Source organism: Pseudomonas iranensis, assembly GCF_014268585.2.
GTDB classification, from domain to species: Bacteria; Pseudomonadota; Gammaproteobacteria; order Pseudomonadales; family Pseudomonadaceae; genus Aquipseudomonas; species Aquipseudomonas iranensis.
Genome location: NZ_CP077092.1, coordinates 1073653 through 1086293 on the forward strand (window position 1 = coordinate 1073653; position 12641 = coordinate 1086293).

Here is a 12641-nt window from a genome sequence, read left to right on the forward strand (position 1 = left end):
ACCAAACGGCAGGCAATAAAAAACCCGGAATGTCCGGGTTTTTTATTGCCTCGCCTATTACTGCGGCGAGGTGTCCAGCGGCTCTGGTGTCGGAACCGGTACGGTTTCCACACCATCGACATCCTTCTGGATCTGATCCAGCAAGGAGCCTGGTTTGGCTGGTTTTTCAGCTTCTGGCTTGTCGGCGTTTTCAGCCGGCGCGGTCACGGTAGTACCGCTGTCCTTGCCGAGAATGGCTTCGTCACGGCTCACGCCGGGCATGAAGTCACCGGACAGGCTGACGAGCTGGTCGTTGGAATTGAAGATAACGCTGATTCGTTCCTGCTGGCGTTCACCGCCACCCGGTTGCAGGCTGTACAGATAATCCCAGCGATCGGCATGGAACGTGTCGGCAAGCAGAGGGTTGCCCATGATAAACCGTACTTGCGGCCGGGTCATTCCCGGGCGTAACTGGTCTATCATGTCCTGCGTGACGACATTGCCCTGCTGGATGTCGATTTTGTAAACCCCGGGGAATGAACAACCGGCGAGTGCGAGCAGTCCCACAAAGGTGAAACTGGTTAGCAAGAGCTTGGTGTTTTGCATCGGTGGGCGACTTCCACTATCTTGGCTGGGACAACGTAAACGCCGATCATACCCGCATTAAGAGAAGCTGCGAAGCAGCATCGCGAGAAAGCTGACCATGGTTGAAAATAGCGAACTACGCAAAGCCGGCCTCAAAGTGACCCTGCCACGGGTCAAGATCCTGCAAATGCTCGACTCTACCGAGCAGCGTCACATGAGTGCCGAGGACGTCTACAAGGCGTTGATGGAAGCTGGTGAGGACGTCGGTCTGGCCACGGTTTACCGTGTACTGACCCAGTTCGAAGCGGCCGGCCTCGTGGTCCGCCACAACTTCGACGGCGGCCACGCGGTCTTCGAACTGGCTGACGGTGGCCACCACGACCATATGGTCAACGTGGAATCGGGTGAAGTGATCGAATTCTTCGACGAAGAAATCGAAAAGCTTCAGAAATCGATCGTCGAGAAGCATGGCTTCGAGATGGTTGATCACAACCTGGTGCTGTACGTACGCAAGAAAAAGTAAGCATGTCGCGCGAATTTCACATTCGCGAAACGAACGAAGGCGACCCAAGGGTCGCCTTCGTGCTTTCTACTATTTGTTACGCCTTGGCGGTCACCACCATTTTTTTCGCGTGAGCCAGGGATTCCTTGGTCAGATCGATACCGCCGAGCATGCGCGCGACTTCTTCGATGCGCTCGTTCTTTGTGAGCTTGGCGACGGCGGTGTGAGTCGCCTTCTCGTCGCGAACCTTGTGCACGAACAGATGCTGATGCCCTTGCGCCGCCACTTGCGGCAAGTGCGTCACGGTCAGGACCTGGCCGCGATCACCGAGACGGCGCAGTAACTGGCCGACAATCTCGGCAGTCGGGCCGCCAATACCTACGTCCACTTCGTCGAACACCAGGGTCGGCACGCGGGAGGTCTGGGCGGTAATGACCTGAATCGCCAGACTGATCCGCGACAGCTCACCACCGGAGGCAACTTTTGCCAGCGCCTTGAGCGGTTGACCGGGGTTGGCGCTGACCAGCAGTTCGACCTGCTCCAGCCCGTTTGGCAGCAACTCGTCGCTGCTGTTGGCCTTCAGTTCGATGGTAAAGCGGCCACCAGGCATGCCCAGGCGCTGGATTTCCTGCTCCACAGCACTGGCGAGGCTGCCGGCCGCCTGATGACGAAGGTCGCTCAGCTCGCGCGCTTTCTCTTGATAGTGGCGGGCGTAGGACGCCAGTTCTTCGCCCAGGCGTTCAATGGATTCATCGTTGGCGTTGAGGGTTTCGATTTCATCGAGCAGCTTCTGCTGCATCTCGCCGACTTCGGTCGGCTGAATCCGGTGTTTGCGCGCCAAGGTGTAGATCGCGTCGAGGCGCTCTTCCAGGTATTGCAGGCGAGCCGGGTCGGCATCGAAATTGTCGAGGAAGCGATTGAGCTCGCCCACTGCTTCTTCTACCTGAATCTGTGCGCTGGTCAGCAGACTGCTGGCTTCACCCAGCGCACCCACCGAACTATTCACGCTGGAAAGTCGATTGAGGCTGGCGGTCAGCGCATTCAGCACATTCCCGGAATCGCTTTCGCTGCATTGCTCGACCACTTGCCGGCAAATGCCCAGCAAGGTTTCGGCGTTGGTCAGGTTCTTGTGTTCCTGCTCAAGCTGCTCAAGTTCGTTTTCGCCGAGACCGAGGTTTTCCAGTTCTTCTAGCTGGTAGCTGAGCAGTTGATGACGTGCGCGCTGTTCGTCGCCGGAGTTGGCGAGGCGCTCCAGTTCCTGGCGAGTCTGGCGCCAGCGCTGCGCGGCCAGTTGCACCTGACGCGCCAGGTCGGTGGCGCCGGCGTATTCGTCGAGCAGGCGACGATGGGTGTCGGTTTTCAGCAGCGATTGATGTTCGTGCTGGCTGTGGATATCGATCAGCAGCTCGCCGAGGGCTTTGAGGTCGCCAAGCGGGCAGGGTGTGCCGTTGATATAACCGCGCGAACGACCTTCCGAGGTGATGACCCGGCGCAGAATGCACGGCCCGTCGTTTTCCAGATCGCGCTCGGCCAGCCAGGCGCTGGCTTCAGGAATATCAGCCAGGTCGAACGTTGCGAGAATGTCGGCCTTGTCGGCGCCCGGGCGAACCACGCCGCTGTCGGCGCGATCACCCAGGGTGAGACCCAGGGCATCAAGCATGATCGACTTGCCGGCGCCGGTTTCCCCTGTGATCACGCTCATCCCGCGATCAAGTTCGAGATCGAGATGTTCAACGATGGCGTAGTTGTGTACGGACAGGTGCACCAGCATAAAGGCAGCTCCCAGGCTTGAGGTCTGGTTATTTATACAGTGTTTCGTTCAGGCCTGACAATGCCCTCGCTTAGCTCGATTTGCTTGATCAGAAAGTTTTCTTAGCGCGTTCAAGAATGATTAATCAGCACTTTTTTGTAGGGACAATTGTTTTCAGCCCTTGAAGCCTGATTTTGCGGCCCCATATATCGGGGCAGAAGCGCGAGTCAGGCTCGCGGACGAAATTGAAAGGAGAATTCTATGGCTGACGAACAGACAGTAGATACGCAAAACCCAGATGCCAATCAGGCGCCCGAAGGTTCGGGTGACGACCTGGCGACCCGTGTGCAAGTGCTCGAAGAGCAATTGGCCGCCGCGCAGGATCAGTCTCTGCGTGTTGCTGCCGATCTGCAGAACGTTCGCCGCCGTGCCGAGCAGGACGTCGAGAAAGCGCACAAGTTTGCTCTGGAAAAATTTGCCAGCGACCTGTTGCCGATCGTCGACAGCCTGGAGCGCGGCCTCGAGCTGTCGAGTCCGGACGACGAAAGCATCCGTCCGATGCGCGAAGGCATCGAGCTGACCCTGAAAATGTTCCACGACACCCTCAAGCGCTACCAGCTTGAAGCGATCGATCCGCATGGCGAACCGTTCAACGCCGTTCACCATCAGGCGATGGCCATGCAGGAAAGTGCCGACGTCGAGCCGAACAGCGTGTTGAAGGTTTTCCAGAAGGGCTACCAGCTCAATGGTCGCCTGCTGCGCCCGGCGATGGTCGTGGTCAGCAAGGCGCCGGCACCGGTTTCGCCTTCGATTGACGAGCAGGCTTGAAATTAGCCGCAAGGCCCCCATTTAGAAGTCAAGCGTTTAAGTGCTACCGCAGTCAGCCACCACTGCTGCAGCAACAAAATCCAAAGTTTCGGGAGAGTGAACATGGGCAAAATTATCGGTATCGACCTGGGGACTACCAACTCCTGCGTCTCCGTGCTGGAAAACGGCAAAGCCAAAGTTATTGAAAACGCTGAAGGCGCGCGTACCACGCCGTCGATCATCGCTTACGCCAACGATGGCGAAATTCTGGTAGGTCAGTCGGCCAAGCGTCAGGCTGTAACCAACCCGCACAACACCCTGTACGCGGTAAAGCGTCTGATCGGTCGTCGTTTCGACGAAGAAGTTGTGCAGAAAGACATCCAGATGGTCCCTTACAAGATCGTCAAGGCTGACAACAACGACGCCTGGGTAGAAGTGAACGGCCAGAAAATGGCACCGCCACAAATCTCGGCTGAAATTCTGAAGAAGATGAAGAAGACCGCCGAAGACTACCTCGGCGAGGCAGTGACCGAAGCGGTGATCACCGTTCCGGCCTACTTCAACGACAGCCAGCGTCAGGCCACCAAAGACGCCGGCCGCATCGCTGGTCTGGACGTAAAACGTATCATCAACGAGCCAACCGCAGCTGCTCTGGCTTACGGTATGGACAAGGCCAAGGGCGATCACACCGTGATCGTTTATGACCTGGGTGGCGGTACCTTCGACGTGTCCGTTATCGAAATCGCTGAAGTTGACGGCGAGCACCAGTTCGAAGTGTTGGCCACCAACGGTGACACCTTCCTCGGCGGTGAAGACTTCGACATTCGTCTGATCGACTACCTCGTTGACGAATTCAAGAAAGAAAGCGGCATGAACCTCAAAGGTGATCCGCTGGCGATGCAGCGTCTGAAAGAAGCCGCTGAGAAAGCCAAGATCGAGCTGTCGTCCGCTCAGTCGACCGACGTCAACCTGCCGTACATCACTGCAGACGCGACCGGTCCTAAGCACCTGAACGTGAAGATCTCGCGTGCCAAGCTCGAAGCACTGGTTGAAGACCTGGTTCAGCGCACCATCGAACCTTGCCGCATTGCCATGAAAGACGCCGGTATCGACGTCAGCGCGATCAACGATGTGATTCTGGTCGGTGGTCAGACTCGTATGCCGCTGGTGCAGAAGCTGGTTACCGATTTCTTCGGTAAAGAAGCACGTAAAGACGTCAACCCGGACGAAGCTGTTGCCATGGGTGCTGCGATTCAGGGCGCTGTTCTGGCCGGTGACGTGAAAGACGTGCTGCTGCTCGACGTCAGCCCGCTGACCCTGGGTATCGAAACCATGGGTGGCGTGATGACCGCGCTGATCGAGAAAAACACCACGATTCCTACCAAGAAATCGCAAGTGTTCTCGACTGCCGACGACAACCAGGGCGCTGTGACCATTCACGTTCTGCAAGGTGAGCGCAAGCAAGCCGCACAGAACAAATCGCTGGGCAAGTTCGACCTGGCCGACATTCCACCAGCTCCACGTGGCGTGCCGCAGATCGAAGTGACCTTCGACATCGACGCCAACGGCATCTTGCACGTCGGCGCGAAAGACAAGGCTACCGGCAAGACCCAGTCGATCGTGATCAAGGCCAACTCCGGTCTGTCCGACGAAGAAATCGAGCGCATGGTGCGTGACGCCGAGGCGAATGCCGAGGAAGACCGCAAGTTCGAAGAGCTGGCCGCTGCCCGTAACCAGGGTGATGCGCTGGTGCACTCGACTCGCAAGATGGTCGCTGACGCGGGCGACAAGGTCACCGCCGAAGAGAAGACTGCAATCGAAGCTGCTGTGGTTGCGCTGGAAGCCGCCGTCAAAGGCGACGACAAGGCTGCCATCGAAGCCAAGGTTGAAGAGCTGTCGAAAGTCTCCGCTCCGGTTGCTCAGAAGATGTACGCCGAACAGGCTCAGCCAGCTGATGGCGCAGCCCCGCAAGGCGAATCGGCTGAGAAGGCTGACGACGTTGTCGACGCCGAGTTCGAAGAAGTCAAAGACCACAAGTAAGTTGTTGGTCGCCCGGTTGACTGCCTTGCGGCGGTGACTGGTAGGATGTCGCCGCGCGGGAGCTTGCCTCCCGCGTTGGCGTATCTGGAATACGTGAATTTTTACAGCATGCGACACCGTTCGGATGTTGGCGGTATGGCCGGGAATGCTCCTGCTTTTCGCGCCGCAGATACCGCATCAATCAAGACCAGGATCGTTGAATTGACGTGAGTTGGGTCCGGGCCTTAATGGGGGCTCAACGAGTTTGGCGAGGCTCAGGAGGGGTTTGCCGAACGTCCTTAAGAGTGCAAAGAACTTATGGCAAAGCGTGACTATTACGAAGTATTGGGTGTCGAGCGGGGCACGAGCGAAGCGGACCTGAAGAAGGCCTATCGCCGTCTGGCCATGAAGCACCACCCCGACCGTAATCCCGGCGACAAGGCTTCGGAAGAAGCATTCAAAGAGGCCAACGAGGCCTATGAAGTGTTGTCCGACGCCAGCAAGCGCGCGGCATACGACCAATACGGTCATGCCGGCGTCGATCCGAGCATGGGCGGCGGCGGTGCCGGTTTCGGTGGTCAGAACTTCTCGGACATCTTCGGCGATGTCTTCAGCGATTTCTTTGGTGGCGGTCGCGGCGGTGCCCGTGGCGGCGCTCAGCGTGGCAGCGATCTGCGCTACACCTTGGAGCTGAATCTGGAAGAAGCGGTGCGCGGTACGTCGGTGAATATCCGCGTTCCGACACTGGTCAACTGCAAACCGTGCGATGGTTCCGGCGCCAAGAAAGGCTCGTCGCCGACGACGTGCCCGACCTGCGGCGGCATCGGTCAGGTGCGCATGCAGCAGGGCTTTTTCTCGGTGCAGCAGACCTGCCCGCGCTGCCATGGCCAGGGCAAGATCATTTCCGATCCGTGCGACTCCTGCCACGGCGACGGTCGTGTCGAAGAGTACAAAACCCTGTCGGTCAAAGTGCCTGCCGGTGTTGATACTGGCGACCGCATTCGTCTGTCCGGCGAAGGCGAGGCGGGTACCCAGGGCGGGCCGACTGGCGACCTGTACGTTGTGATCAACGTGCGTGAACACGACATCTTCCAGCGTGACGGCAAGCACCTGTTCTGCGAAGTGCCGATCAGCTTCGTCGACGCTGCACTGGGCGGCGAGCTGGAAATTCCGACCCTCGACGGTCGGGTCAAACTGAAAATCCCTGAAGGCACGCAGACCGGCAAGCAGTTCCGCGTACGCGGTAAAGGCGTGGCGCCAGTGCGTGGCGGCGGTGCCGGCGACCTGATGTGCCGTGTCGCTGTGGAAACGCCGGTCAACCTCAACCGTCGTCAGCGTGAACTGCTGGAAGAATTCCGCAGCTCCCTGGCCGACGACAACAGCCACTCGCCGAAAACCACTGGTTGGTTCGATGGTGTGAAGCGTTTCTTCGGCGATTTGTAAGGAGTCGGCATGCGACGTATTGCAGTGATGGGCGCCGCCGGGCGCATGGGCAAGACCCTGATTGAAGCGGTGCAGCAGACACCGGGCGCCGGTCTGACGGCGGCGGTCGATCGTCCCGACAGCACGCTGGTCGGCGCGGATGCCGGTGAGCTGGCAGCGCTGGGCCGTATCGGCGTGCCGCTGTCCGGTGACCTGGATCGTGTGGTTGAAGAGTTCGATGTGTTGATCGACTTCACTCACCCGACCGTGACCCTGAAGAATCTCGCGTTCTGCCGCAAACACGGCAAAGCGATGATCATCGGCACCACCGGTTTCAGTGTTGAAGAGAAGCAATTGCTGGCCGAGGCGGGCAAGGACATTCCGATCGTCTTCGCCGCCAACTTCAGCGTCGGCGTCAACCTCTGCCTGAAGTTGCTCGACACCGCTGCGCGCGTGCTGGGCGACGATGTCGATATCGAGATCATGGAAGCCCATCACCGCCACAAGGTCGATGCTCCGTCCGGTACGGCGGTGCGCATGGGTGAAGTGATTGCTGATGCCCTGGGGCGTGATCTGAAGAAGGTCGCGGTCTACGGTCGCGAAGGCCAGACCGGTGCGCGTGAGCGTGAAACCATTGGTTTCGCCACCGTGCGTGCTGGCGATATCGTCGGTGATCACACCGTGCTGTTCGCTGCCGATGGCGAGCGCGTCGAGATCACCCACAAGGCATCGAGCCGCATGACCTTCGCCAAGGGCGCGGTGCGTGCGGCGCTGTGGCTGGACGGTCGCGAGCCGGGCCTGTACGACATGCAAGACGTACTCGACCTGCGTTGAGTCGTTGCTGAACCCGGCGCAAACGTCCCGTTTTGCGCCGGTTTTTACCGCTTGGCGACGACCTGTCGCATTCTCCGGCCTTTAAGGCTCTTTAGCGGTGGACCAAAAACGCCCTTTTCTGTAAGCTACAGCTTTAGTGTGTCCACTAAAAGCGCGCAGAATAATTTCAGTGAAGAAGCGGGGTGACGTGTCCATACGTCACTCCGCTTTTTTACAACCTGCGATTGCCCTTTCATGCGTTATTTACGGGAGGTCTTCTTGACTAAGCCAGCCATACTCGCCCTTGCTGATGGCAGCATTTTTCGCGGCGAAGCCATTGGAGCCGACGGTCAGACCGTTGGTGAGGTGGTGTTCAACACCGCAATGACCGGCTATCAGGAAATCCTTACCGATCCTTCCTACGCCCAGCAGATCGTTACCCTGACTTACCCGCACATCGGCAACACCGGCACCACGCCGGAAGATGCCGAGTCCGACCGCGTCTGGTCCGCTGGCCTGGTCATCCGTGACCTGCCGCTGGTAGCGAGCAACTGGCGTAACACGATGTCCCTGTCCGATTACCTGAAAGCCAACAACGTGGTGGCAATCGCCGGTATCGACACCCGTCGCCTGACCCGCATCCTGCGTGAAAAAGGCGCTCAGAACGGCTGCATCATGGCCGGCGACAACATTTCCGAAGAAGCGGCCATCGCCGCTGCGCAAGGCTTCCCGGGCCTGAAGGGCATGGACCTGGCGAAAGTCGTCAGCACCAAGACCCAGTACGAATGGCGCTCGACTGTCTGGGATCTGAAAACCGACAGCCACGCGACCATCGAAGCTTCCGAGCTGCCATATCACGTGGTCGCCTACGACTACGGCGTCAAGGTCAACATCCTGCGCATGCTGGTCGAGCGCGGCTGCCGCGTCACCGTAGTGCCTGCGCAGACTCCAGCCGCCGATGTGCTGGCGCTGAAGCCGGACGGCGTGTTCCTGTCCAACGGCCCTGGTGACCCGGAGCCATGCGACTACGCGATCCAGGCGATCAAGGATGTGCTGGAAACCGAAATTCCGGTCTTCGGCATCTGTCTCGGTCACCAGCTGCTGGCTCTGGCCTCCGGCGCCAAGACCCTGAAAATGGGCCACGGCCACCACGGTGCCAACCACCCGGTGCAGGATCTGGACACTGGCGTGGTGATGATCACCAGCCAGAACCACGGTTTTGCGGTAGACGAAGCCACCCTGCCAGCCAACGTGCGCGCGATCCACAAATCGCTGTTCGACGGCACCCTGCAAGGCATCGAACGCACCGACAAGAGCGCGTTCAGCTTCCAGGGTCACCCTGAAGCGAGCCCGGGCCCGAACGATGTTGCGCCACTGTTCGACCGCTTCATCAACGAGATGGCCAAGCGACGCTAAGCGTTCGCCTTGAGACTGTAGAGAGAAGCCCGCGAGGGCGGCCCCGGTTCCGGCGGCCCCCTCGGGACTTCAGAAATCGATCAAGACGGCTTGCCGACTGACCTGCGGATTTGAGTGACAAACCATGCCAAAACGTACAGACATTAAAAGCATCCTGATTCTCGGCGCTGGCCCGATCGTGATCGGCCAGGCCTGCGAATTCGACTACTCCGGCGCCCAGGCCTGCAAAGCCCTGCGCGAAGAGGGTTACCGCGTCATTCTGGTGAACTCCAACCCGGCCACCATCATGACCGACCCGGACATGGCCGACGCCACCTATATCGAACCGATCAAATGGCAGACCGTGGCCAAGATCATCGAAAAAGAGCGTCCGGACGCCGTCCTGCCAACCATGGGCGGCCAGACCGCTCTGAACTGCGCCCTGGATCTGGAGCGCGAAGGCGTTCTGGAGAAGTTCGGCGTAGAGATGATCGGTGCCAATGCCGACACCATCGACAAGGCTGAAGACCGTTCGCGTTTCGACAAGGCGATGAAATCCATCGGTCTGGCGTGCCCGCGTTCCGGCATCGCCCACAGCATGGAAGAGGCCAACGCGGTTCTCGAAACCCTCGGTTTCCCGTGCATCATCCGTCCGTCCTTCACCATGGGCGGCACCGGTGGCGGTATCGCTTACAACCGTGAAGAGTTCGAAGAAATCTGCGCCCGTGGTCTGGACCTGTCGCCGACCAAAGAGCTGCTGATCGACGAATCGCTGATAGGCTGGAAAGAATATGAGATGGAAGTTGTCCGCGACAAAAAGGACAACTGCATCATTGTCTGCTCGATCGAAAACTTCGACCCGATGGGCGTGCACACTGGCGACTCGATCACCGTAGCTCCAGCCCAGACCCTGACCGACAAGGAATACCAGATCCTGCGTAACGCCTCGCTGGCGGTACTGCGCGAGATCGGCGTCGAGACCGGCGGTTCCAACGTGCAGTTCGGTATCTGCCCGAACACTGGCCGTATGGTCGTGATCGAGATGAACCCGCGTGTTTCGCGCTCCTCGGCACTGGCTTCGAAAGCCACCGGTTTCCCGATTGCCAAGGTCGCGGCCAAACTGGCTGTGGGTTACACCCTTGATGAGCTGTCGAACGACATCACCGGCGGCAAGACTCCGGCGTCCTTCGAACCGTCGATCGACTACGTCGTCACCAAGCTGCCACGCTTCGCCTTCGAGAAATTCGCCAAGGCTGACGCGCGCCTGACCACGCAAATGAAGTCGGTCGGCGAAGTCATGGCCATCGGCCGGACCTTCCAGGAATCCCTGCAGAAAGCTCTGCGCGGTCTGGAAGTAGGCGTTTGCGGTCTGGACGAGAAGCTCGATCTGAGCAACCCGGACAGCATGAGCGTGCTCAAGCGCGAACTGACCGTGCCGGGCGCCGAGCGTATCTGGTACGTGGCTGACGCCTTCCGCGCCGGCCTGTCGGTCGAAGACATCTTCGGCATGAACATGATCGATCCGTGGTTCCTGGTGCAGATCGAAGACCTGATCAAGGACGAAGAGAAGGTCAAGACCCTCGGTCTGTCCTCGATCGACCGCGACCTGATGTTCAAGCTCAAGCGCAAAGGCTTCTCCGATCAGCGTCTGGCCAAGCTGCTGGGCGTGACTGAGAAAAACCTGCGTACGCACCGTCAGAAGCTGGAAGTGTTCCCGGTCTACAAGCGCGTTGACACCTGCGCCGCCGAGTTCGCTACCGACACCGCTTACCTGTACTCGACCTACGAGGAAGAGTGCGAAGCCGCGCCGTCGGGTCGCGACAAGATCATGATCCTGGGTGGCGGTCCGAACCGTATCGGCCAGGGTATCGAGTTCGACTACTGCTGCGTTCACGCTGCTCTCGCCCTGCGCGAAGACGGCTACGAAACCATCATGGTCAACTGCAACCCGGAAACCGTTTCCACCGACTACGACACTTCCGACCGTCTGTACTTCGAGCCGGTAACCCTGGAAGACGTACTGGAAATCTGCCGCGTCGAGAAGCCGAAAGGCGTGATCGTCCAGTACGGCGGCCAGACTCCGCTGAAACTGGCTCGTGCTCTGGAAGCTGCTGGCGTGCCGATCATCGGCACCAGTCCTGACGCCATCGACCGCGCGGAAGACCGTGAGCGCTTCCAGCAAATGGTCGAGCGCCTGAACCTGCGTCAGCCGCCAAACGCCACTGTGCGCAGCGAAGATGAAGCTGTTCGCGCTGCGGCGAAGATCGGTTATCCGCTGGTGGTGCGCCCGTCCTACGTGCTGGGCGGCCGTGCGATGGAAATCGTTTACAAGGAAGACGAACTCAAGCGCTATCTGCGTGACGCGGTGCAAGTGTCCAACGACAGCCCGGTGCTGCTCGACCACTTCCTCAACTGCGCCATCGAAATGGACGTGGATGCGGTCTGCGACGGCAAAGATGTAGTGATCGGCGCGATCATGCAGCACATCGAACAGGCGGGCGTTCACTCCGGTGACTCTGCGTGCTCGCTGCCGCCGTACTCGCTGCCGGCGCACATCCAGGACGAGATGCGCGAACAGGTCAAGAAAATGGCTCTGGAACTGGGCGTTGTCGGCCTGATGAACGTGCAGTTGGCTTTGCAGGGCGAAGACATCTACGTCATCGAAGTCAACCCGCGCGCCTCGCGTACCGTACCGTTCGTTTCCAAGTGCATCGGTGTTTCCCTGGCCATGATCGCTGCGCGCGTGATGGCGGGTAAGACCCTGAAGGAAATCGGCTTCACCAAGGAAATCATCCCGAACTTCTACAGTGTGAAAGAGGCGGTATTCCCGTTCGCCAAATTCCCTGGCGTTGACCCGATCCTCGGCCCGGAGATGAAGTCGACCGGTGAAGTGATGGGCGTCGGCGACACCTTCGGTGAAGCATTCGCCAAGGCGCAGATGGGCGCCAGTGAAGTGCTGCCGACCGGCGGTACCGCGTTCATCAGCGTGCGCGATGACGACAAGCCACTGGTTGCAGGCGTGGCCCGTGATCTGATCAACTTGGGCTTCGAAGTGGTCGCCACTGCCGGCACTGCCAAGCTGATCGAAGCCGCAGGCCTGAAAGTGCGCCGCGTGAACAAGGTGACCGAGGGTCGTCCGCACGTGGTCGACATGATCAAGAATGACGAAGTCACGCTGATCATCAACACCACCGAAGGTCGCCAGTCGATCGCCGATTCGTACTCCATTCGTCGCAATGCCCTGCAGCACAAGATCTACTGCACCACCACTATCGCTGCGGGCGAAGCGATCTGCGAAGCGCTGAAGTTCGGTCCGGAAAAGACCGTGCGCCGCTTGCAGGATCTACACGCAGGATTGAAGGCATGAGC

At 59.3% G+C, this 12641-nt stretch carries 9 protein-coding genes; 7 read left to right on the plus strand and 2 right to left on the minus strand.

Annotation, left to right across the window (positions count from 1 at the left end; translation table 11 throughout):
* Positions 1 to 57: 57 nt before the first annotated feature.
* On the minus strand, positions 58 to 585 hold the full coding sequence (locus HU724_RS04685; RefSeq protein WP_016771771.1) for an outer membrane protein assembly factor BamE: 528 nt from the start codon (positions 583 to 585) through the stop codon (positions 58 to 60).
* A gap of 97 nt (positions 586 to 682) precedes the next feature.
* Between HU724_RS04685 and fur the strand changes: the two genes are divergently transcribed.
* Positions 683 to 1087: a ferric iron uptake transcriptional regulator gene (fur, locus tag HU724_RS04690; protein WP_016771770.1), complete on the plus strand. Its 405-nt coding sequence runs from the start codon at positions 683 to 685 to the stop codon at positions 1085 to 1087.
* Positions 1088 to 1163: 76 nt separating this feature from the next.
* Here fur and recN read toward each other — a convergent pair whose 3' ends face one another.
* Positions 1164 to 2837, minus strand: a complete 1674-nt coding sequence (gene recN, locus HU724_RS04695) for a DNA repair protein RecN (protein WP_186568018.1) — start codon at positions 2835 to 2837, stop codon at positions 1164 to 1166.
* A 240-nt stretch (positions 2838 to 3077) separates the two neighbouring features.
* Between recN and grpE the strand changes: the two genes are divergently transcribed.
* The 6 genes from grpE (at position 3078) to carB (ending at position 12639) form a co-directional block, all read left to right on the plus strand.
* Positions 3078 to 3644 carry a nucleotide exchange factor GrpE gene (gene grpE / locus HU724_RS04700; protein ID WP_039759570.1) on the plus strand — a complete coding sequence of 189 codons (567 nt, stop codon included), beginning with the start codon at positions 3078 to 3080 and terminating at the stop codon, positions 3642 to 3644.
* Positions 3645 to 3746: 102 nt separating this feature from the next.
* On the plus strand, positions 3747 to 5663 hold the full coding sequence (gene dnaK, locus HU724_RS04705; RefSeq protein ID WP_024011565.1) for a molecular chaperone DnaK: 1917 nt from the start codon (positions 3747 to 3749) through the stop codon (positions 5661 to 5663).
* A gap of 297 nt (positions 5664 to 5960) precedes the next feature.
* Positions 5961 to 7085: a molecular chaperone DnaJ gene (gene dnaJ / locus HU724_RS04710; RefSeq protein ID WP_016771767.1), complete on the plus strand. Its 1125-nt coding sequence runs from the start codon at positions 5961 to 5963 to the stop codon at positions 7083 to 7085.
* 9 nt (positions 7086 to 7094) lie between these two features.
* Complete coding sequence (gene dapB, locus HU724_RS04715; protein WP_016771766.1) at positions 7095 to 7898, plus strand: 4-hydroxy-tetrahydrodipicolinate reductase; 804 nt, start codon at positions 7095 to 7097, stop codon at positions 7896 to 7898.
* A 258-nt stretch (positions 7899 to 8156) separates the two neighbouring features.
* Entirely contained in the window at positions 8157 to 9293 is a 1137-nt protein-coding gene (gene carA / locus HU724_RS04720; protein ID WP_186568020.1) for a glutamine-hydrolyzing carbamoyl-phosphate synthase small subunit, read from the plus strand.
* 124 nt (positions 9294 to 9417) lie between these two features.
* Complete coding sequence (carB, locus tag HU724_RS04725) at positions 9418 to 12639, plus strand: carbamoyl-phosphate synthase large subunit (RefSeq protein WP_016771764.1); 3222 nt, start codon at positions 9418 to 9420, stop codon at positions 12637 to 12639.
* The last annotated feature ends 2 nt before the right edge of the window (positions 12640 to 12641 follow it).

Bases quoted from the DNA above. Each gene is read 5' to 3' on its own strand.
- dnaJ (WP_016771767.1), top strand. From the start codon at position 5,961: ATGGCAAAGCGTGACTATTACGAAGTATTGGGTGTCGAGCGGGGCACG.
- dnaK (WP_024011565.1), top strand. From the start codon at position 3,747: ATGGGCAAAATTATCGGTATCGACCTGGGGACTACCAACTCCTGCGTC.
- dapB (WP_016771766.1), top strand. From the start codon at position 7,095: ATGCGACGTATTGCAGTGATGGGCGCCGCCGGGCGCATGGGCAAGACC.
- recN (WP_186568018.1), bottom strand. From the start codon at position 2,837: ATGCTGGTGCACCTGTCCGTACACAACTACGCCATCGTTGAACATCTC.
- HU724_RS04685 (WP_016771771.1), bottom strand. From the start codon at position 585: ATGCAAAACACCAAGCTCTTGCTAACCAGTTTCACCTTTGTGGGACTG.
- fur (WP_016771770.1), top strand. From the start codon at position 683: ATGGTTGAAAATAGCGAACTACGCAAAGCCGGCCTCAAAGTGACCCTG.
- grpE (WP_039759570.1), top strand. From the start codon at position 3,078: ATGGCTGACGAACAGACAGTAGATACGCAAAACCCAGATGCCAATCAG.
- carB (WP_016771764.1), top strand. From the start codon at position 9,418: ATGCCAAAACGTACAGACATTAAAAGCATCCTGATTCTCGGCGCTGGC.